Origin of the sequence: Draconibacterium mangrovi, from assembly GCF_010586825.1 — a bacterium.
Lineage (GTDB): Bacteria > Bacteroidota > Bacteroidia > Bacteroidales > Prolixibacteraceae > Draconibacterium > Draconibacterium mangrovi.
Genome location: NZ_JAAAGB010000002.1, coordinates 301,068 through 323,919, shown reverse-complemented (window position 1 = coordinate 323,919; position 22,852 = coordinate 301,068). Strand labels below are relative to the sequence as shown.

The 22,852-nt window shown below is 42.6% G+C and carries 16 protein-coding genes; 10 read left to right on the top strand and 6 right to left on the bottom strand.

Features of this window, described 5'->3' with window-relative positions; genetic code table 11:
- Nucleotides 1-127 precede the first annotated feature (127 nt).
- The 4 genes from G4420_RS08300 to G4420_RS08285 form a co-directional block, all read right to left on the bottom strand.
- Nucleotides 128-1,768 (bottom strand): hypothetical protein, encoded by a 1,641-nt coding sequence (locus G4420_RS08300; protein WP_163323134.1) that lies wholly within the window; start codon nucleotides 1,766-1,768, stop codon nucleotides 128-130.
- Between the two features lie 246 nt (nucleotides 1,769-2,014).
- Nucleotides 2,015-3,406 (bottom strand): dihydrolipoyl dehydrogenase, encoded by a 1,392-nt coding sequence (gene lpdA / locus G4420_RS08295; protein WP_163323133.1) that lies wholly within the window; start codon nucleotides 3,404-3,406, stop codon nucleotides 2,015-2,017.
- 209 nt (nucleotides 3,407-3,615) lie between these two features.
- The gene (meaB, locus tag G4420_RS08290) at nucleotides 3,616-4,728 is read right to left on the bottom strand and encodes a methylmalonyl Co-A mutase-associated GTPase MeaB (protein ID WP_163323132.1); all 1,113 of its coding nucleotides are present in this window, start codon (nucleotides 4,726-4,728) and stop codon (nucleotides 3,616-3,618) included.
- 93 nt (nucleotides 4,729-4,821) lie between these two features.
- Complete coding sequence (locus G4420_RS08285) at nucleotides 4,822-5,919, bottom strand: DUF1573 domain-containing protein (RefSeq protein ID WP_163323131.1); 1,098 nt, start codon at nucleotides 5,917-5,919, stop codon at nucleotides 4,822-4,824.
- Between the two features lie 158 nt (nucleotides 5,920-6,077).
- On the opposite strand from G4420_RS08285, the gene G4420_RS08280 reads away from it, so the two are divergent.
- The 8 genes from G4420_RS08280 to G4420_RS08245 all read left to right on the top strand — a co-directional run bounded on the left by G4420_RS08280 (nucleotide 6,078) and on the right by G4420_RS08245 (nucleotide 14,737).
- Nucleotides 6,078-7,343 carry a sensor histidine kinase gene (locus G4420_RS08280; protein ID WP_163323130.1) on the top strand — a complete coding sequence of 422 codons (1,266 nt, stop codon included), beginning with the start codon at nucleotides 6,078-6,080 and terminating at the stop codon, nucleotides 7,341-7,343.
- A 3-nt stretch (nucleotides 7,344-7,346) separates the two neighbouring features.
- Entirely contained in the window at nucleotides 7,347-8,048 is a 702-nt protein-coding gene (locus G4420_RS08275) for a response regulator transcription factor (protein ID WP_163323129.1), read from the top strand.
- A 254-nt stretch (nucleotides 8,049-8,302) separates the two neighbouring features.
- Entirely contained in the window at nucleotides 8,303-8,461 is a 159-nt protein-coding gene (gene rpmH, locus G4420_RS08270; RefSeq protein WP_074780230.1) for a 50S ribosomal protein L34, read from the top strand.
- 208 nt (nucleotides 8,462-8,669) lie between these two features.
- Nucleotides 8,670-9,476 carry a PASTA domain-containing protein gene (locus G4420_RS08265; protein WP_163323128.1) on the top strand — a complete coding sequence of 269 codons (807 nt, stop codon included), beginning with the start codon at nucleotides 8,670-8,672 and terminating at the stop codon, nucleotides 9,474-9,476.
- 2 nt (nucleotides 9,477-9,478) lie between these two features.
- On the top strand, nucleotides 9,479-10,519 hold the full coding sequence (locus G4420_RS08260) for an RluA family pseudouridine synthase (RefSeq protein ID WP_163323127.1): 1,041 nt from the start codon (nucleotides 9,479-9,481) through the stop codon (nucleotides 10,517-10,519).
- Nucleotides 10,512-11,504 carry a D-alanine--D-alanine ligase gene (locus tag G4420_RS08255; RefSeq protein WP_163323126.1) on the top strand — a complete coding sequence of 331 codons (993 nt, stop codon included), beginning with the start codon at nucleotides 10,512-10,514 and terminating at the stop codon, nucleotides 11,502-11,504. Before G4420_RS08260 ends, G4420_RS08255 begins: the two co-directional genes overlap by 8 nt.
- 140 nt (nucleotides 11,505-11,644) lie before the next feature.
- A complete protein-coding gene (gene dnaB / locus G4420_RS08250; protein WP_163323125.1) occupies nucleotides 11,645-13,177 on the top strand; it encodes a replicative DNA helicase in 1,533 nt (510 codons plus the stop codon).
- A gap of 294 nt (nucleotides 13,178-13,471) precedes the next feature.
- A complete protein-coding gene (locus tag G4420_RS08245) occupies nucleotides 13,472-14,737 on the top strand; it encodes an asparagine synthetase B (RefSeq protein WP_163323124.1) in 1,266 nt (421 codons plus the stop codon).
- A gap of 109 nt (nucleotides 14,738-14,846) precedes the next feature.
- Here the strand turns inward: G4420_RS08245 and G4420_RS08240 are convergent, their stop codons facing one another.
- Both G4420_RS08240 and G4420_RS08235 read right to left on the bottom strand, forming a co-directional pair.
- On the bottom strand, nucleotides 14,847-15,305 hold the full coding sequence (locus tag G4420_RS08240) for a cupin domain-containing protein (RefSeq protein WP_163323123.1): 459 nt from the start codon (nucleotides 15,303-15,305) through the stop codon (nucleotides 14,847-14,849).
- 126 nt (nucleotides 15,306-15,431) lie between these two features.
- Nucleotides 15,432-16,259, bottom strand: coding sequence for a GNAT family N-acetyltransferase (locus G4420_RS08235; RefSeq protein ID WP_163323122.1), 828 nt, complete (start codon nucleotides 16,257-16,259; stop codon nucleotides 15,432-15,434).
- Between the two features lie 698 nt (nucleotides 16,260-16,957).
- On the opposite strand from G4420_RS08235, the gene G4420_RS08230 reads away from it, so the two are divergent.
- Both G4420_RS08230 and G4420_RS08225 read left to right on the top strand, forming a co-directional pair.
- Nucleotides 16,958-18,613, top strand: coding sequence for an L-lactate permease (locus G4420_RS08230; RefSeq protein ID WP_163323121.1), 1,656 nt, complete (start codon nucleotides 16,958-16,960; stop codon nucleotides 18,611-18,613).
- Nucleotides 18,614-18,631: 18 nt separating this feature from the next.
- The gene (locus G4420_RS08225; protein WP_163323120.1) at nucleotides 18,632-22,735 is read left to right on the top strand and encodes an FAD-binding and (Fe-S)-binding domain-containing protein; all 4,104 of its coding nucleotides are present in this window, start codon (nucleotides 18,632-18,634) and stop codon (nucleotides 22,733-22,735) included.
- Nucleotides 22,736-22,852 lie beyond the last annotated feature (117 nt).

The following is a 22,852-nucleotide window of genomic DNA, read 5'->3' as shown; positions in this document are numbered from 1 at the left end:
AAATATTCATTCTGACCATCTGATTTCCTGCTTTATTTGTAAAACAGTCAAATAGAGGGCTAATTTCAATTCAAAAAAAGCGGGGAACAAAAATTGCCCCCTGCTTTTGCGTTATATTGTTCTTGGTTTAAAAAATGCTGTATGAAATACCGGCCGACAAGCTAAGTGTGGTTTTTGCATAAGTTTCATCATAGCTTCCAATACCTGGATGTGTAAACTTTACGGTATCATCTTGGTAGAAAGTATTTGAAACGCCTGCATCAAAAGTTAGTTTATCGGTAATGTTCCACATAATTCCGCCGCCCAAGGTATGCGATGAGTTGCTGTAACTAAAATCGCTTTGGTACTGAGGTGTTACACCATTTTTCGAGCGCAAACCACCAACACTAAATGCAAAATTATCGGCTACATTAAACTGCAAACCCAGCGCCAGCTCGGTGTAGTTACCTTTAATATCGCGGTGTACCTTCTGTCCTAAAGTAGAATAACGAATATTGTTACCGTAATTAACATCTCTATCGAAATACATATTGAATGAAAGTTGTGCTTCCAGCCAACCCAAACCACGATAACCTACACCCCCTGCCAAAATTGCGGGAATATCATTCGATGATTCAGCTCCGTCAGGAAATAAGCCCATATCGTCAACGTCGGTTTCGTTTTCCAAGGTCAACTTGGTTTCAAACTCGTATTTTACGGCAAATGTCCAGTCATCGGTTGGCGAAATGTTAAAACCAATAATCGGGGTAAAACCCATTCCTTTTTGTTTGGTTTTTACTTCTTTATCACCCAGTTGCGAAGCTGTTCCGGTAAGAGTTTGCGCAGTACCGCTTAATGTTTGTGCGGTTGACGCAAAAGCCGGTGCTGCTTGTACATATGCACCGTTTATCTGGTTCAGGTTCATAGCCGAAATTTGTTCCAGCGAAAGTCCCATTAATTGCAAACCGGCCTCAATTTGTCCCTGCTGTACAGGATCCATTTGTCCTGCACCTACCAATTGAGCTAATGTATAATTACCTGCAACAGGAAGTATTGGCGCTAATGCTTCCGGCACATTTGCCAAAGCGTTTAAATTTGCTGCCATTGTGCTTACCTGTGTAGATGCTCCGTTTAACCAGGCAGCCGCATTCACTCCATTTAGCTGAATATTACGGATTGCTCCTTCGTATTTGTTTGTTGACGGTACTATACGCAAACCTCCATAAAACGAGAATTTATCATGAGGCGCATAAGATGCCCCTACCTGAATTCCCCAAAATGTTGAAGAAGCCTCCAAAGCCATTTCCAGATCGTAACTGTTTACTGCCAGTGCAGGGTCGACCTGTCCCAGCGCGGCCAATTGACCTGGAATCAGTGAAAAAGGTACTTCAAGTGTTGGAATACCCGATGGAAACTCGGCTGTTCCACCACCACCTACCGGACCAATTCCTAATGAAAAGGCCCAGTTATTTTTTTTGTAAACAGCATAAACATCAGGAAAAACAGGAATTGTAGTTTCTCCTTCGTAATGTCCTGAATTTAATGTAGGAAACTGAGTATCGATATCGCGGGTCTGAAAAATTGTTTGGCTGTAAAAAGCAAAATACCAGCCATCTTCCATTTTCACCAGTCCTGCGGGGTTATAGAAAACAGCATCAATTTCTAAAGCTGCATTTCGCGACAACATACGAATGTATTGCGCACTTTGGTTGTAGTTAGTTAATAAACCTCCTGCAAAAGCAAGCTGAAGCAGCATAGAAAATGCCACTAGCAATGTCAGTTTTTTCATTTATTTCAAGTTTTTATTAAAGAATTTTTCCCTTTATTTAACAATAGTATTCCGAGAAATTTACGGTTACTGTAGTTGATGCCTGAGCGGCAAATTTAAAACTAATTCTTAAATACAAAAACTTCACGATTGATTTTCAGCTTTTTATGGTTTTTTAGAACAATTTCGTCATTTATTCGATACTTATTGTACAAAAAACCCGAAGTTAAATACCTCGGGCTCTTTATTTTATAGTTTTTCTATTTTTTAAATATGTATCACCTCGTCGTAAGCAGCAGCTGCGGCTTCCATCACTGCCTCGCTCATTGTTGGGTGCGGATGAATGGTTTTAATCAACTCGTGTCCGGTGATCTCAAGCTTCTTGGCAACTACCATTTCGGCAATCATTTCGGTAACATTTCCACCGATCATATGTGCACCAAGTAACTCTCCGTACTTTGCATCGAAAATCAATTTAACAAAACCATCTTTTTGTCCGGCAGCACTTGCTTTTCCACTGGCCGAGTAAGGGAATTTACCCACTTTAATTTCGTAACCCGCTTCTTTAGCTTTTGCCTCGGTTAACCCAACAGAAGAAACCTCAGGACTGGTGTATGTACATCCAGGAATATTTCCGTAATCGATCGGTTCAGGATTCAGTCCGGCAATTTTTTCAACACAGGTAATACCTTCGGCCGAAGCAACGTGAGCCAATGCCGGTCCGGCAACAATATCGCCAATGGCGTATACCCCATCAACGTTGGTTTTGTAGTATTCGTTAACTTTAACACGGCCATTGTCGGTTTCAACGCCCAGTTCTTCCAAACCAATATTTTCGGTATTTGGAGCAATACCAACTGCCGAAAGAACAATGTCTGCTTCAATCACTTCTTCGCCTTTTTTGGTTTTAATGGTTACTTTGCACTTATCGCCCGAAGTATCCACGCTCTCAACCGACGAACCGGTCATCACTTTCATTTTCGATTTTTTGAAATTGCGTTCCAGCTGTTTGGCAACTTCCTCATCTTCGTTCGGCACCAAAGTTGGCATAAACTCAACCAGCGTTACTTTGGTTCCGATGGTGTGGTAGAAATAGGCAAACTCGCTTCCAATGGCACCCGATCCAACAACAACCATACTTTCCGGTTGTTTGTCAAGCGTAAGTGCTTTGCGGTATCCGATAATTTTTTCACCGTCCTGTGGCAGATTTGGCAATTCGCGAGAACGTGCACCTGTTGCCAGAATAATGTGTTTAGCGGTGTACGACGATTTTTTGCCTTTGTCGTCGGTAACTTCAACGGTATTTTTTCCGGCTAATTTTCCCCAGCCAAAAATCGATTCTACTTTATTTTTCTTAAACAAGAACTGAATTCCCTTGCTCATTCCGTCGGCAACATCGCGGCTACGCTTTACCATTGCACCAAAATCGGGTTTCACTTCTCCTTCAATGGCTACACCATAATCGGCAGCGTGGATAGCATACTCAAAAGCCTGTGCACTTTTTAGCAACGACTTTGTAGGGATACATCCCCAGTTTAAACAAATTCCGCCCAGGTTTTCTTTTTCAACCACGGCAACTTTTAATCCGAGTTGCGACGCACGAATTGCTGCTACGTATCCTCCTGGTCCGCTACCTATCACTATTACATCGTAATTCATTGTATTTTGAAATTTATTGATATTTGATTTATGTAAGTAACACCTTACCTACAGAAAGGTTCTAACAAATTTACTTCTTTTAAGATGGATTTGAAAGTGTTAACTACATGAAACTTCTCATAAAACAAAGCAGGCAAAAGGATAGAATAAATCCATTTTTTGCCTGCTTTATTATCGCTGCTAACTATTTAAGATATTAACAGCTCCGTTTATTTTAATTTTGAATACGTATTCAATAACTCGGTGGCTGCAACAAACGAACTCATCTGATCGGTAAGCACATAATTTTCGAGCATTTTCAATTTCGTTTTAATCTCGGGATGATCGTAGAAGTTTCGTTTCAATTGCTCTTCAATGGTTTCGTACATCCAGTATGTAGCTTGTTCGTTTCGTTTTTGGTAAAAATATCCGTTATCAACCGTTTGTTTCCGGTATTTTTCAATCTGCTCCCAAATGGTTTCAATGCCGGTTTTCTTGTAGGCAGAACACGTAACTACGTTGGCTGCCCACCCCGAATCTTTGGCCGGAAAAAGATGAATGGCATTTCGATATTGTACTTTTGCCATTTCTGCTTTTTCAATGTTGCTGCCATCAGCTTTGTTAATGGTAACCAGGTCGGCCATTTCCATAATTCCACGTTTTATTCCCTGCAGTTCGTCGCCCGCTCCGGCCAACATTAGCAACAAAAAGAAATCGGTCATGGAATGAACAGCGGTTTCGCTTTGCCCTACCCCAACGGTTTCAATAAAAATATTGTTGTAGCCGGCCGCTTCGCATAAAATAATGGTTTCGCGGGTTTTTCGGGCAACACCTCCCAGCGATCCTGCCGATGGACTGGGACGAATGTAAGCATTCCTATCGCTGGCCAATTCTTCCATGCGCGTTTTGTCGCCCAAAATACTTCCTTTGGTTCGCTCGCTGCTCGGATCGATAGCCAACACAGCCAGTTTTTCGCCTTTGTTGGTTAGATATTTTCCGAGTGCTTCAATAAAGGTACTTTTCCCAACACCCGGCACTCCGGTTATTCCAATCCGAACCGAATTACCACTGTGTGGCAAACACTTTTGTATAATTTGCTGCGCCAGTTGCTGATGTGCTGATTTTGAGCTCTCGACCAAAGTTACAGCTTTACTAAGCAGTGTGATATCGCCTTTCAAAATGCCGTCAACATATTCGTCAACCGACAGTAATTTTCTATTCTTTTTCAAAAAACGCTGAACCGAATCGTTGTTAACCATATCCGGTTTTTCGACTCCTGCATTAACTATCAACCCTTTGTACTGCGGGTCGTTTTCTATATGGTGATTATCCTTTTCTGACATCCGAATAAAATTTATCGTTCAAAAGTACAGCAAAAAAGAAGGTGCTGCAAGTTTCGCCTGCAACACCTTCTGAAATATTGACTTTAAATAAACTTAGCCTGCATTAGGAACAACAACCTGGCTTGAAATGCGCAATGTTGATGTTGGTGTTTTTGGATCATTGGTAATAACCGTGATCGATTTACTCTGACGGCCACGTTTTCCGCGTGAATCGAAAGTAACTTTAATAGGCGCTGTTTCACCTGCTGCAATTACACTTTTCGAAGGAGCAACAGCAGTACATCCGCAAGATGAACGAACTCTTCTGATGATCAAATCAGTTTTACCAGTATTGGTTAAAGAAAAAGTATGTTCCTTTTTATCGCCCTGGTTCATATCACCAAAATCGAATGATGTTTCCTTGAAATCAGCCACAGGAGCTTTTGCCAGTTCTTCAGCTGTAAGGTGCGAGAAATCTTCTTCGATTGTAGCACTTACTCCCACTGAATTTTTATAGTCGTTGCTTCCGTTTAACGACAAGTAAATTCGGTGCGATGCAAATCCATAAGTGTCAGCAGCATCCGAATCGTAAGTAACAATCAATTTACCTCTTCCGTTTGCCGGAATAGTTTCCGGTTCAACTTTAGCATTAAGGTGCGTTGGTACGGTACGGAAACCAACTTCAACCGGTTTATCAGTATCGTTTACCAATTCCAATTCTTCACTTACTTTTTCGCCTTTTGTAATTTTTGCGAACGACAGGTAGTTTGATTTTACTCTAAGATCTCCAATTTTTCTTGGATATTGCTCTGCCAGTGTTTTTTCGCGCGGTTCAACTTTTCCGTTTATTCTTAAAATAACTGTAGGATTCTCGGCATTTGAGCTAACAGTTACCGACTTGTTAAACGAACCCGGACGGTTTTTAGGATCATAACTCACATCAATACTTCCGCTTTCGCCCGGAGCAACCGGTTGACGCGTCCATTTTGGAGTTGTACAACCACACGAAGCGCGAACATTTGATAGCACCAGTGGTGCGTTTCCTTTGTTTGTAAATTTGAAAGTTGTTGTTTGCACACCGTCTGATTCTTTAAACGAACCAAAATCATGCGCTTGATTGTCAAAAACAATTTTTGCTTGTCCCTGGCCCATTGCTGTATTAACAGCAATCACCAGTGCGAAAACTGCTAATATTTGTAGAATGCTTTTCATAATTTATTAATTAAATTTGTTCTTTCTCGAAATCTATAAAGCAAATGTATTGATGCTTGACTAGTTTCGCTGTTAATGAATTCAATTATTTGTTAATGAGTTGTTAACTAGGGCAGGCAAACAAAAAAATATATAGTTTAGCTTTTGAATAAAAATCCATGCAAGGGAAAGCACTTAAATACATTATAATGCTGGCAACTGTGTCGATAGTTGGCGTTTTTTTAGTGCAGTTTGCTTTGATACGCAGTTCCTATAATCTTTCAGAAACACAATTTCAGGAAAGTGCGAGTGTGGCTTTAAAGGAAGTTGCCTGGCAGGTAATGCTCGCCACCGGAACTACTGAAAACTTCGATAGCATTACGCCTGTTGAAGTTATTTCGAACAACACCTACCTCGTAAATGTTGGTGTAGCAATCGACAAAGACCTACTAAAACAGAACCTTACCACCCAGCTTAAAAGGCACGATATTTATTTCGATTACGAATTTTCGATATACAGCCCCATTCAGGAGCAAATGGACGAGACCACGCTGGTCCATATCGACGAAAACGAGGAGCCATCGGATTTTGACTTCCCGCTAAACGAGGAATACTCCAATTATTTCGGCATTCATTTCCCCGACCGGTCACCCTACTTTTTAAACCAACTTTCCATCTGGTATTTTTTAACCGCGCTGTTAATGCTGGTCATCTTTTTCTTTGGTTACACGCTTTGGGTTATCATCCGCCAAAGGCAATTATCCGAAATACAGAAAAACTTCATTAACAACCTCACCCACGAATTAAAAACACCCATTTCGTCGATTGCACTGGCAGCAAACGTTATTAACGATGAAAAAATCTTAAAATCGCCCAAGCGGTTGTTTGATTACACACACATAATACAGGAACAAACAACACGGCTATCGAAGAATGTTGAAAAAGTGCTTAACTTAGCTTCGATCGAGAAAAGCCGAATCCTGCTTAACCTGGAAAAGGTAAATCTCACCGAGTTCTTACAAGAAGCCAGTGATCATTTTCGGGAATCGAAAGCCGGACAAAATGCAAAAGTAAAAATCAAGACCAAAATTAGCGATTGTCCCATTTTGGCCGATCGTTTCCACTTTGCCAACCTGGTATCGAATATTCTTGAAAATGCAGCAAAATACTGCGACAAAACGCCTGTAATTGAGATTGAACTTCTGCAAAAACAGAAAAGTTACGAGCTGAATTTTATCGACAACGGAATAGGAATTCCGCGCGAACACCGGAAACGGATTTTTAAAAAGTTTTACCGAATTCCGACAGGAAATGTACACAATGTAAAAGGTTTTGGTCTCGGTCTCGACTACGTGTACAAAATTGTAAAAACGCATAATTGGAAAATAAAAGTAAACGATAACCCAAAAGGGGGAAGCATTTTTAGCCTAACCATTCCAACGTAAAATATGAGCAACAATTCATTTAAAATATTATTGGTTGAAGACGACGAAGCGCTTCGTTTTATAGTAAAAGATAATTTAATGGAGCACGGCTACGATGTAGAAGTAGCGGCCGACGGCGAAATTGCACTCCAGCTTTTCGGGCATAACAATTTCGATCTGATTGTGCTCGACGTGATGCTTCCGAAAATAGATGGTTTCCAGGTAGCCGAAACCATACGAAAAAACAACGACCAGATACCTATTATCTTCTTAACGGCCCGCAGCATGACCGAAGACAAAATTACCGGGCTTACTATTGGCGGCGACGATTACATACCCAAACCGTTTAGTATGGAAGAGCTGCTTTTAAAAATCAAGATATTTTTGAAGCGTAGCCAGTCGCAGCCTATTGATAGTGAATCGTCCGTTTTAAAAATCGGGCAGTTCGATTTTCACTTCGATGACCTCTCGCTTACATTAAACGGCGACACCCGCAACCTTACACTTAAAGAGGCTGAACTGATCCGTTATTTTGCCAGGAATGCTAACAAAGTGCTTAGCAGAAATGAGATCCTGGAAAACGTTTGGGGCTCCGACGATTATTTTCTGGGGCGCAGCCTCGATGTTTTTATTTCGCGCCTGAGGAAATATTTTAACGCCGATGCTTCGGTAAAAATCATCAACCTGCACGGAATCGGATTCCGTTTCTCAGTAAAAAAAGGATAAACGGTACTATTGCAACCGGGCTGTACAAGGCACCAGGTATGCATTTAAAAGCTTTCAGCACATATTTATTGAACGAGAACATGGTCCGTTGAAAAAAATGCTTTTCTTTGCGCGGATAAAACACTGATTCATAGAAATAAACATACAAAGTGTATTTTTCCTGAAAAAAGTGTTTAAGTTTTTGGAAGAATTAAAAAAAGCACTATTTTTGCAGTCCGAAAATTCTGAATAGAAACAAGTAAAACTTTATAGAAATGAAACGTACATTTCAACCATCGAATAGAAAAAGAAAGAACAAGCACGGCTTCAGAGAAAGAATGTCGACTGCAAACGGCCGTAAAGTATTAAAAGCCCGTAGAGCAAAAGGTAGAAAAAAACTTAGCGTCTCAGACGAGCCAAGACATAAGAGATAATTTATTTTATCTTGTTACATTTTGCGGGAAGGTAAAGAATTCAGTTCTTTACCTTTTCGTGTTTATACATGTTTGTAAAACGGCTTCTCTAAAACAAATCCTCCAAAATCATTTTATTCAATATTTGAAATTTGTTTATCGCCGAAATCCTTTCATCATACTTTTTTTGACTTATTTTTGTTCTCTTATATAAGTACTGTACAAAAAAATGAGTTTAGGAAAATTTATCACCAGCCGTGCTTTTGTAAAGCACCTGTTAATTGCCATTGGGCTTGTGGCGCTTCTCCTTTTTATAACCCTAAAAGGATTACAATTATACACCAAACATGGTGTTTCCTATCCGGTTCCGGCGTTAACAGGCCTGAGTTTGGATGAAGCTACTGCCAGCGCCGAAGCAAATATGCTGCGTGTGGAAGTAATCGATTCGCTTTACAACAAAAATTTTGAGCCGGGTACAGTTGTCGATCAATTGCCACTGGCCAACTCGCATGTAAAAGAAAACCGTGTGATTCGTATAACCATAAACTCAAACGAGCCCGAAAAAGTTGTTCTGCCGCGTTTAACCGACATTTCTTTCCGGCAGGCACAGGCACTAATTGAAAACGCCGGATTACAAATAGGTAATATTTCATATCAGCCATCGGAATACAACGACCTGGTACTAAAATCGCTGCAAAATTCGGTTGAAATCTTTGAAGGTGACAAGATTATTAAAGGCTCTGATGTTGATTTGGTTGTTGGTCGCAGCCAGGGAAATATGCAAACTACACTGCCAAATCTCACCGGGTTTAACATTGAAGAAGCGCAGTCGACCATTACCGACGCCATGCTGAATATGGGCGCCGTTATTTACGATGAAACAGCCAAAACTGCCGAAGACTCGGCCAGTGCAAGAATATGGAAACAACAACCAAATCCTCAATTTACAAAACACGTAAATCTGGGTTCGTCGGTTGACATATGGTTAACCACCGACACAACAATTATTAACCAGGCTTACGAAAGAAATTTTTAACAATGGAAGATTACAATCAGGAAAACGAAGAACTGGAAGAGAACGAGCTATACGAACATTACCGTTTATCTGTCGATCCGGGGCAATCTCCCTTGCGTATCGATAAGTTTCTTTCGAACAGAATCGACAACGCCTCGCGAAGCCGCATTCAGGCTGCTGCCGACGCCGGAAATATCCTTGTGAACGGAATCCCGGTAAAACCCAATTACAAAATTAAACCCAACGAGGAAATATTGATCGTAATGGATTTTCCGCGGCGTGAGCTAAAGATCATCCCCGAAGATATTCCGCTTGATGTTGTTTACGAAGACGATCAGCTGATTGTAATAAATAAACCACCGGGCCTTGTGGTACATCCCGGACATGGAAACTATACCGGAACACTGGTGAATGCATTGGCCTGGTATTTCCGCGACCTTCCTTTGTTTAACAGCGAAGATCCGCGACCGGGACTGGTTCACCGTATCGACAAGGATACATCGGGACTACTAGTGGTTGCCAAAACCGAATTGGCGAAAAATAAACTGGCGTTGCAGTTTTTCGAGAAAACAACCGAGCGCCGTTATCTCGCATTGGTTTGGGGAAGTGTAAAAGATGACGAAGGCACCATAACCGGTCACATCGGGCGCAGCCTGAAAAACAGGCAGGTTTTTACCGTATTTCCTGAAGGCGATTACGGAAAACATGCCGTTACGCATTATAAAGTTTTACGCCGCATTGGTTATGTTACGCTGGTTGAATGCCGCCTCGAAACAGGACGCACACACCAGATAAGGGTGCACATGAAACACATTAACCACACGCTGTTTAACGACAGTAATTATGGTGGCGACCAGATTTTGTGCGGTACTACTTTCAGCAAATACCGACAGTTTGTACTAAACTGTTTTAAAGTGCTGCCCCGCCAGGCGCTGCACGCCAAAACACTCGGATTTATTCATCCAACAACAGGAGAAAAGATGTTATTCAATTCGGAACTGCCTGAAGACATGGCTACCGCAATTGATAAATGGGAAAATTATATAGCAAACAGAAATGAGTAAGAACAACAAACCCAACATAGCCGTAATTGCCGGAGGCGATTCGTCGGAATTTGTGGTGTCCGTAAAAAGCGGAGCAAACGTTTTAAAAGCTGTAGATAGCGAAAAATTCACTCCATGGTTAGTTCAAATACAGGGACTAAACTGGGAAGTTTTTCAGAACGAAGAGAAAATTGCCGATGTCGACAAATCAGATTTTAGTTTTACCGTAAACAACGAAAAGATAAAATTCGATTTTGCCTATATCACCATTCACGGAACACCGGGCGAAGACGGGATTTTACAAGCTTATTTCGAATTGTTGAATGTTCCCTACTCCAGCTGCAACGTCCATGCGTCGTCGCTTACTTTTAACAAGTGGTTTTGTAACAACTACCTGCGTTCGCACGGCATAAAAATGGCGATCTCGAAAAAGTTCAAAAAAGGCGAAGTAATCGATGCTGAAGCAATTGTTGCAGACCTGGGCTTACCAATTTTTGTAAAACCAAATGCCGGAGGTTCAAGCTTTGGAATTACCAAAGTTAAAGAAACCGGCGAGGTAAAAGCAGCCATTGAAAAGGCATGGAAAGAAAGCGACGAAGCACTGGTGGAACAATTTATCGACGGACACGAGTTTACCTGTGGCGCCGTTCGCCTGAAGGGTGAAAAAGTGGTTTTCCCGATTACCGAAGTTATTCCGCAAAATGAGTTTTTCGATTTCGAGGCAAAATACACTCCCGGAGCAACACAGGAAATTACGCCTGCAAGGTTACCCGAGCCGCTTTTCAAAAAGTGCCAGGACCTGACTTCGAAAATATACGACTTGTGCGAATGCTCAGGAATCGTTCGGATCGACTTCATTTTGCAGGGCGACGAATTCTATTTCCTTGAGGTGAATACTACGCCCGGAATGACTGCTACCAGCTTTATTCCGCAACAAATAAGGGCAATGGGAAGCACGTTAAAATCAATTATTTCGCAAATTATCGAGGAAAAACTGGCCAAATAATCAATTAACAATTGTGAACTTCGCCTGTTTGCAACTGTTTAAAACAGAGCCAGCAATCCTTTGTAACAGGCAACGTAAATTTCTATTTTTGAATCCGGGTTATAATTATCCGGGAGAATATTGAATGCAGAAAAATCAAAATGGCACAACGAAAAAGACCAAATCAACAACAGAATACAATAGAACAAATCAACGCCCAATACGGACAACTTCCGCCTCAGGCAGTTGATGTTGAAGAAGCTGTGCTTGGAGCGTTAATGCTTGAGCGCGACGCGTATGTTACGGTTGCTGACACGATTGATTCGAACAGTTTTTACAAAGAGGAACACCGAAAAATATTCGAGGCGATTAAAACCCTTTCAGGTAAGGAAAAGCCTGTCGACCTGCTGATGGTAACTCAGGAATTGAAAGACCGTAACCAGCTTGACGAAGTTGGCGGACCGGGTTACATCACCCAGCTGACTCGCCGTGTTGCTTCCGCTGCCCACATCGAATTTCACGCGCGTATTATTGCCCAAAAATTTATGCAGCGCGAGTTGATTCGTGTTTCTTCCGAAATTCAGACAAAAGCATACGACGATACCATCGATGTTGACGACCTGATCGATTTTTCAGAGTCGGCATTATTTCAGGTATCCGAAGGAAATATTAAGAAAGAGACCGTACCGATTAAACCCATCCTGAACCAGGCAGTGTTGCAAATTGAGGCTGCACGTAGCAAACCCGACGGATTAAGTGGTGTGCCATCAGGATTTACTGCGGTAGACCGGATTACTTCGGGTTGGGAACGCTCGGCATTGATAATTATAGCTGCACGTCCTGCGATGGGAAAAACGGCCTTTGTATTATCCATGGCCCGAAATATGGCCGTTGATCACCGACAAGGGGTGGCTATTTTCTCGCTCGAGATGTCGTCGTTGCAGTTGGTTAACCGTTTAATATCGGCAGAGTCGGAATTGGGTGGTGAAAAAATCAAGACAGGGAAACTGGAAGATTACGAATGGGCGCAGCTAAACCAGCGAATTAAAACGCTTGATGAAGCCCCTATTTTTATCGACGATACACCTGCCCTTTCGATTTTTGAATTCAGGGCAAAGTGCCGCCGCTTGAAAATGCAGCACGATGTTGACATTATCATTGTCGACTACCTGCAGTTGATGACAGCCGGAACTGACTCGCGCGGAAGTCGTGAACAGGAAGTAAGTATGATCTCACGATCGTTAAAGGCAATTGCCAAGGAGTTGGACGTACCGATTATTGCCTTGTCGCAGTTGAGCCGTGCCGTTGAATCGCGCGAAGGCAAACGCCCGCAGCTGTCCGACCTTCGTGAGTCGGGAGCGATTGAGCAGGATGCCGATATTGTGTGTTTTATTCACCGCCCTGAGTACTTTGGTATTACCGAAGACGAATCGGGTAATTCGCTGCTGGGAATTGCTGAGCTGATCATTGCAAAACACCGTAACGGTGCCACTGCCGACGTTCCGCTGCGTTTCCAGAAAGAAATGGCTCGCTTCTCCGATCTTGATCCGCAGTTCGACTCGCGGGATTTCTCACAAGAAGTTCAAACTTTTGGCTCATCGATGAACCTGGATGACGATAATCTGGCTGCAGGAATGTCGTCAAACAGTGGATTCGACAGTCACCACTCGTCAACCAGCGATGCACCGTTTTAGAAAGGATTAAGGACGGAGGCAGAATGATGAATATAGATTGTTGTTTAACGATTGCAGATTTTTCTGCCAAACAATAATCTTGTAAAGACAGAGTTCTTAAATCAAAAATCGTTAATCATCATTCGCAAATCAAGTTGAATGTCGAATGTAGAATATCGATTAACGATTCTAGATTTGAGATAAAAAAATACATGCAAAATATGAAACCACTTCTGAAATCGGAGTTCGTTAATCATCATTCGAAATTCAAGATGAACCAATTGCCTGTTTTGCTGTACTAATACAAAAAACAACATGCGCACACTCATAAAAATATTCCTTTTGCCGGCACTGCTCTTCATGGCATTAAATGCCGGAGCCGTTTCGCTGCTCATTCCCATGGATGACATGCAAAAGGACCACCTGAAATCGTACGGTATTGCCTACTGGGTGTTGGAACAGGACATTGAGGTAAAATGGCTGCTCAACTACCGCGGAGGCAGTTTTTTAATGCAGCACTACCCCGAGATTGAAAATGAGTGTGTGATTCGTGGCGTTAGTTTCGAGGTGATCAGCGATGCACAGGCTTCAGGAATTTTAAACGAAATTGCCCAGCCCGATATGAATCAGGATGCCGTGGCAATGAATAAAGCACCCAAAATTGCGGTGTATTCGCCACCCAACAAACAACCGTGGGACGATGCCGTGACCATGGTTTTAACCTACGCTGAAATTAACTACGATATTATTTACGACGAAGAAATACTAAACGGCAACCTAAAAGATTACGACTGGTTGCACCTGCACCACGAAGATTTTACGGGGCAATTTGGTAAATTCTGGCGCTCGTATCAACATATGCCGTGGTACCAGGAAGAAGTGAGCATTAACAAACAGCTGGCTCAAAAACTGGGTTTTATGAAAGTGTCGGAAATGAAATCGTTTGTTACACGCGAAATACAGAAATACGTGCAGAACGGCGGTTTCCTGTTTGCCATGTGTGCCGCTACCGATACTTATGATATTTCGCTGGCAGCAGTGGGTGTTGATATTTGTGAAAACATGTTTGATGGCGACCCGATGGCAGCCAACGTTGATGAGAAACTCGATTTCCACAACACCTTTGCATTCGAAAATTTTAAGCTGGAGAAAAGCCCGTATGTGTACGAGTTTTCGAATATTGATGCTACCGACCACCGCCATGTTGCCCGCGAAAACGATTACTTTACCCTGTTTGATTTTTCGGCCAAGTGGGACCCGATACCCACCATGCTTTGCCAAAACCACCGCAACCTGATTAAAGGTTTTATGGGGCAAACAACAGCGTATCGCAAAGAGGTGTTAAAATCGAATGTGCTGGTATTGGGCGAGAACAAACCGGCCAACGAAGCACGATATATTCATGGCGAGCAAGGCAAAGGATTCTGGACATTCTACGGCGGTCACGATCCTGAAGATTACCGCCACCTGATTGGCGATCCGCCAACCGACCTGAGCCTGCATCCCAACTCTCCGGGTTACCGGCTGATTTTAAATAATGTATTGTTTCCGGCGGCTAAAAAGAAGAAACGGAAAACTTAACGGTCACCAACTCAAGTAACCCGCAACAGTGGCAATCCTGATTTGGCTTATCAAACCAAGACGCCTCTCGCCTTCCGTATAACTATTTGTTGCAGGGCGTTTTGTTTCCTTATATTTTCCATTTAGGCGTAACATCAATTCTTTTCCCATCATCGGTTGTATGTTCTTCCAACGAATTTTCTTTGGCCTGGATGCAAATATAAATCATCTCTTCATAGGAGGTATTGCACAGACTTCTCACACCTGCCGGGGCAACTCTTATCACGCTGCCTTCTTCTATCGGAAAACAATCATCATCAACCTGGTAATAACCTGATCCTTTGAGAATAATATAAACTTCTTCGTCCTTGTAATGGATATGAAAATACCCCAATTCTGATTTTGGCGGAATGGTAGTAAAAGATATTTCCGTTCCGGTAGCTTTTACCGGAGCTTTCACAAACACCTTCCCTTTAACCTCTGCACCGGTTTTCGGATGAATGAGCGAATAGGATTTAATATCGTTTAAACTTCCAACATTTACTGCTGTGTAATTCTTGTTTTCCGAAATCTTTTCTGTCTTTTTCATACTATTAAAATTGTTTGTTTTCAAAGGTATAGTATATAACTCCCGATGAATTTTAAGTATGCTCCTGGATATATTTTAGCATATTAAAATTCATGTTCGTTTCAAATTTTATAGCTTTTCTCAAATTTACAATACCAATCGATAATATGGAAGTGTAATATCCGGAATAAATCCCAACTTTTGAGCAAGTTTATAAGATGCAATATTTGTTAATTTACACGCCCACACAGGTTCGTATTTATTGGTTAAGCAATAATCGATCAATGCTGAACAGGCATGTTGCGCAAATCCTTTCCCTCTGAATTCCGGAAAAGTCTCCATTCCCAATTCCAGTTCCTTGTCGAAAATAAATGCCGAATAAGCTGTTGTTGCCAACTTCTCCTTATAATATAAACTAAAACCGACGCCATTTTTGCAGAAATCGTCGGCATTGTTCCAAAAACGAGCGGGAACAACACTACCTTTCATTTCTCTGAAACTGTTTTTATCGGTTCTTATAATGGAGTAGTTATTCTTAATCGCATTCCTTTTGAAAACTAGATATTTTTCAAGGTTGAATTTAAAGTTTACCCGGGTATTTAGCTCCACAAATTCGTCAGGAGTATCGCCGGAGTCTGGCGCGCTAATCAGTTTCCCCTCGAACAGTGTTTTTAAAGTATCGTCCCAATCGTTTGGAAAGGCCTGCATCCATTCGTGCGTCTTTCTTTCCTTGTTACAATTTAAACAGTAATTAAGAAAGAGCCTGTTAAAAGTCTCGTTTTTTGTATCGCCAAACAACAGGCTCATCCCATAAGGGTGGATAACATAAAAGGTATTGGGATTCTCTTTGTTGTCGACGAAAACCTTTCCCCTCACCTTCTTTTCAATCACCGAGCGAGCAAAAAGATGGTTTATTTTCACTTCTTTCAACGGTGCCTCAAGAAGCGAATATTTGTCTGGCTCTAATTCTATCATAATGTTGTTATCTGAATGTTTGTTTTTGCAGTTAATAATGTATTACATCTGTATCTCTGGTACCGAATACTTATATACAACTGATTTGGGCGTATATCTGTAGTTTTTGTGTAGATTTTATTTCAGAGCACGGATTCAACGTCTGTGGTTTTTACTGCACTAAAAATAAACATAATAACTATAAATGATATTTCTTGTACCGTTTTTTATTTCGACGACACCCATCCATAACTTACTGTGCGGGTGCTCCTTGAGTTCATCGCGATAGTGTTTTCTTTCTCCTTAATCATCTTTTCTTTAATGCCCGCAATAAAATCACATATCGCTTTCATAAAGAACAGAATCGCAGGGTATTTCACCAATTACTGCGATTGTTTTTTAAGCCAGAATTGAATCCCGTCAACGAACGCATACCGAAAGTGTTTATTTTTCACAAATCCTGCCATGTTCCAAATGGCACATTTGTCTGCTTTTGGCGTTCCAAATGGCCCACATGTTCCAAATGGCCCGTTTTTATTCATTTGACAATTATCTCCCCAAAACAAAAAATACAAACCATAATAATCTGTTTGTCTGTTATTTACGATTGTCTTCTCCAGTAAATAAATCAGCTTCTCTATTTTTTGGCATTCCAATTGGCTAAGGGCCGCGTCGTCTTAAACCAGATGGCTTTAATGTTTAATTTAAATCTAAAACTTATGAACGCGTTATTGGCTTTTTTACCAATTGTAGTAACAATCGTATTGATGGCGGGATTTAACTGGGGAGCAAAAAAGGCGCTTCCATTGTCCTGGGGCCTGGCTGTTTTAATAGCATTGGTCTATTGGAAGATCGATATTCTGAGTGTTACCGCATATTCTTTTTTCGGTGTCTTAAAAGCAATGGACATTCTGATCATCATATTCGGAGCCATTCTGATTCTGAATACATTAAAAATATCGGGTGCCATGGCATCCATTAACAACGGATTCCAGGGGATCACCCGCGATCGTCGTATTCAGGCGATCATCATCGGTTATATGTTCGGTGCATTTATCGAGGGAGCTGCCGGTTTTGGTACTCCTGCGGCTTTGGCAGGGCCACTGCTGGTCGGACTGGGTTTCCCTCCGCTGGCTGCGGCAATCGTAGCGCTGATATTTAACAGTGTCCCTGTTCCGTTTGGTGCAGTTGGAACACCCATTTTTGGCGCAATGAGCACGCTTGAAACCAATTTGCAACAGGTTGGAGCCGATCCGACGGTGTTTCAAATGATGCTGACCAAATGGGTGGCATTGCCCAATGTAGTGGCAGGTACGCTGCTTCCTTTGCTGGGTTTAATGATTATGACCCGAATTTTCGGTAAGGAGAAATCGATTAAACCTGCTTTGCAGGCTGCTCCGTTTGCTTTATTTGCCGGCCTGGCATTTATGGTTCCTTACGCGTTGATTGCTGTGGTGTTCGGTCCCGAACTGCCCAGCTTGGTGGGATCGTTTATTGGTTTGGGAATTATTATTGTGGCTGCTAAAAAAGGGTTTCTTGTTCCTAAAAAAACATGGGACTTTCCGCACGAATCGAAGTGGGCAAAAAGCTGGTTTTCGAATACCGATACCGGAACTGTTGGCGAAGCAAAAATGTCGCTGTTAAGAGCGTGGTCACCTTATTTGCTCATCGCGGTTATCCTGGTTGTGACGCGTATTCCGCAATTTGGATTAAAAGGAATTTTGGCAGCACAAACCATACAAATCAATAATTTATTCGGAATCGATAAACTTGATTATGCGTTAAAATGGGCCTACTTACCGGGCACGCTGCCCTTTATTGTGGTGGCACTGTTTACCCACGTTTTTCATAAAATGAAGATGAAAGAGGTAAAGGCAGCCTGGAAAATGACTTTCAAACAAATAAAAGGAGCTGCAATAGCTTTATTCAGCGGGGTTGCTTTGGTGCAGATCATGCTAAACTCGGGAACAAACGGGGCAGGTTTGGAAAGTATGCTTACCGAAATGGCGCGTACAACCGCATCTATCTCAGGACATGCTTACCCTATTTTTGCACCGCTAATCGCCATATTGGGCGCCTTTATGTCGGGTTCAGCAACGGTTTCAAATATCCTGTTTGCTTCGTTCCAGTTCGAAACAGCAACTTTGTTGGGCATACCGCAAATTCTGATTCTGGCCATGCAGGGAATTGGAGCAGGAGTTGGAAATATGATTTGTGTGAACAACGTGGTGGCCGTGTCGGCTACGGTTGGTTGCATTGGGTCGGAAGGAAGGATCATTCGCACTAATTCGGTGCCCTCGTTTGCCTATTACCTGATCATTCTGCTGATTCTCGGATCCGTTCTGTTTATGGGGCTAAATCCATTACCACTTTAAAATTTAAACAAAGAAATTATGCTTAGCGGAGAATATAAATCACTCTACGATTCGTTATTGTCGGTGATCGATGAGAGCCGAATGTTTCACGATCCGATGCACACGCTGGCATTTGGAACCGATGCGAGTTTTTATCGCCTGATTCCAAAGCTGGTGATCAAGGCCAGGGACGAAAACGAAGTGTCAACAATATTGCAGGAAGCCCAAAAACGAAAACTACCGGTTACTTTCAGGGCTGGCGGAACCAGTCTTTCAGGTCAGGCCATCACCGATTCGATACTGGTGATTGCCGGCGCTCACTGGCAAAAGCACGAAGTACTGGCGAACGGCCTGAGTATTCGTCTGCAACCCGGAATTATCGGTGCACGAGCTAATGCTATTTTAGCAAAATACGGACGTAAAATCGGTCCTGATCCGGCGTCGATAAATGCGGCTCAGATTGGCGGAATTGCTGCCAACAACGCCAGCGGAATGTGTTGCGGTACTTCCGAAAACTCTTACAAAACGGTTGAAAGCATGAAAATTGTTTTCCACGACGGAATGTTGCTCGACACCGGTGATGAAAAAAGTAAAGAAGCTTTCAGGGAAACGCATGCAGGACTATTGGCTAACCTCACCGAGCTGGTGGAATCGGTAAATGCCAACGAGCCTTTGGCGCAGCGTATACGCGACAAGTTCAAAATGAAAAATACAACGGGTTACAGCCTGAATGCGCTGGTCGATTTTACCGATCCGTTTGATGTGATCGAGCACATTATGATCGGCTCGGAAGGTACTTTGGGTTTTATTGCCGAGATCACCTACAAAACGGTAATCGAACACAAATTCAAAGCCAGTTCACTGATGGTTTTCCCCGATATTGAAAAAGCATGCAACGCGGTTTCGTTATTAAAAAGTGCCCCGGTGGCTGCAGTTGAACTGATCGACCGTGCAGGTCTTCGTTCGGTTGAAGATCAGGACGGAGTGCCGGCCTACCTGAAAGATTTGTCGGAAGGGGCCAGTGCCATTCTGGTGGAAACCCGCGCATCAGAGCCAACAGTTCTGGCTGAACAGATCGATGAGATTTTAGAAACGATAAGCGATATTCCTGCCGAAATTCCGGTATCATTTACCGATGTGCCGTCTGAATTTATGGCTTTGTGGAAAATCAGAAAAGGTTTATTCCCGTCGGTAGGTGCCATGCGAGAAACCGGCACAACCGTAATTATCGAAGACGTGACTTTCCCGGTGCCAAAACTGGCACAGGCCACGCTCGATTTGCAGGCTCTTTTTGTAACATACGGTTATGATGAAGCGGTGATTTTTGGTCATGCGCTGGAAGGAAACCTGCACTTTGTGTTTACACAGGATTTTGCCAGTGAAGAAGAAGTAACCCGCTATCAGAATTTTATGGACGACCTGGTAAAACTGGTAGTTGATAAATACGACGGCGCTTTAAAGGCGGAACACGGAACGGGCAGGAACATGGCCCCTTATGTTGAGCACGAATGGGGAAAGGAAGCCTACGATCTGATGAAAAAGATCAAGCAGATTTTTGATCCTCATTATCTGCTTAATCCGGGAGTTATCCTGAACGATGATTCGCAATCGCATCTGAAAAATCTGAAACCGCTTCCGGCTGCATCAGAAAAGGTGGACAAATGTATTGAGTGTGGTTTTTGCGAACCCTCGTGCGTGGCCAACGAACTTACCTTGTCGCCGCGCCAGCGTGTGGCGGTTTACCGCGAGATTTCACGTTTGCGGGTAAGCGGCGAGAAAGTTCATGAATTGGCGGCCCTCGAAAATTCGTACAATTATTCGGGCGACGAAACCTGTGCTACCGATGGGCTTTGTGCCTTAAGTTGCCCTGTGAAAATTGATACCGGAAAACTGATCAAGGAAATTCGTTATCAAAAACATACACCAAAGCAAAACAAAGTGGCCGACTGGCTGGCCGATCATATGGCCTTAACCACCAAAGTTATGCGTGGTTCGCTGTCGGTCGTAAATCTTGCACATTCGCTACTGGGAACCGGTTTTATGAATGCTGCCTCAAACGGTATTCATAAAATTTCGGGCAAAAAAGTGCCGCTTTGGAACGAATACATGCCATCGGGTGCGAAAAAAATCGTGCCCGGTAAGGTCGATTCAGCAAATCTTAAAAAGGTGGTTTACTTCCCGTCATGTATCAACCGGTCGATGGGAAAATCAAAAGATCAAAAAGGAGAAGAACAGCTGACTGCGGTTATGGAACGCCTGATAAAAAAGGCCGGATACGAAATTATCTATCCCGAAAAACTGAATAGTCTTTGTTGTGGAATGTCCTATTCCAGCAAAGGATTTAAAGAGCAGGGCTTGAGAAAATCAAATGAACTGGAAGAAGCGTTGAAAAGTGCCAGCCTATACGGCAAATATCCGGTTTTATGCGATATGAGCCCGTGCCTGTTTACCATGAAAGAAAATATGAAAGACCGCTTAAAATTGTACGAACCGGTAGATTTCATTTGGGAATATTTAAAAGATGAATTAAGTTTTACTCCGGTGGCTGATCCCGTTTCTGTTTTTGCGGTTTGCAGTATGAAAAAAATGGGTATGGACGCCCGTTTGGTCGATCTGGCGAAGTTATGTGCTGAAAAAGTAGTTCAGCCCGAAACCAACTGTTGTGGTTTTGCCGGCGACAGGGGTTTTTCGTATCCCGAATTAAACGAACATGGTCTTCGGAATTTAAAGATTCAGCTGCCTGATGAAGTAAAACAAGGATACTCCACTTCAAGAACCTGTGAGATTGGTTTGTCGAAAAACAGCGGAATTTCCCACAAATCGATTGTGTATCTGGTCGATCAGGTTACCGAACCGGCACCCAAAAAAGAATCGGTTAAAAAGGAAACCAAACCTGTTGCTAAAGAGAAAACCAAAACTGCAATGGCAACAGCCGTGATGATTTTACTGCTGTCGCTAACATCTTTGGTGAATGCACAGGACAAGATAAAGGTGGAAGTAGGCGGATTTGTATCTACCGAGGCGGTTTTCGACAGTCGGCAGGTGGTTTCGGCCCGCGACGGCGATGTAGTTTTATATCCGGCACCCATTGTTTACGATGATAATGGAGTTGATATTAACGCAAAAGGTAACTTTAACTTTTTTGCTTTGCACAGCCGTCTGCGTGCAAAATCTTCAGGCTCCAAATTGTGGGGCGGAGATTTAAGCAGTCTTATTGAATTCGATTTTGTTGGAAATGCAAACGATAAAATCGGTACGGTACGTCTGCGTCACGCCATGGCCAAACTCGACTATGAAAAAACAAGCATTATGATTGGCCAGTACTGGAGCCCGATGTTTGTTTTGTCGTGCTACCCCGAGGTTTCGTCATGGGGAGCAGCAGCGCCAATTTCAACGCTGGCACGAAATCCGCAAATCAGAGTGACGCGCAAGTTTTCTGACAAATTTGTAGGATCGTTAACGGCTTTATCGCAGCTGGATTACAAATCGCTCGGGCCGCAAGGACTCAGCTCTGTTTATATTCGCCAGTCGTCGATTCCTGAATTTGATGTGCACCTGGAATACGGTGCGCCGGGCAAAAGCCTGATTGGTTTAGTAGCCGGAACCAAAAGCCTTGTTCCGCGCTTTGTAAACAGCGACGGCAATTATGTGGATGAATCACTCAGAACCTATCATGCTATTGCATATACCGTTCTAAAAAGCAAATCAATGACTTTTAAACTTCAGGGTATTTATGCACAAAACGGCACCGATCTAACCATGCTGGGAGGTTATGGGGTTAGCGAAATCAATACAGAAGCAAACAGTTTTAAATATACACCGGTGAATACTTTTTCGTGGTGGACAGAAGTAATGACGCGCTTTTCGAAGGTGAATTTTGGCCTTTTCGCAGGTATGGCGAACAATTTGGGTAGCAGCGACCCAATTGCCGATGGCGGAGAGGTTTATGCCCGGGGCACTAACATTGATTATGTTGCGCGTATATCGCCAAGAGTAATAATGGGAAACCAGGCAATTAAAGTGATGTTGGAATTAAACCAAACTTATGCAGGATACTGCACAGCCGATTCCGGTTTGAATGTAACGGATGTGGAGAAAGTGGGAAATACCCGCTTGCAATTACACGTGAAATATTCATTCTAGAATTCCGGCAGAGGTATTGAGTTGAGGAGGGAGGGGAGACTACTTGTAGTTTCCCCTGTTTTCGTTATGGAGCATAGTTGGCATCTCCAACTCCTTCTGATTTATTTCATTATGGTT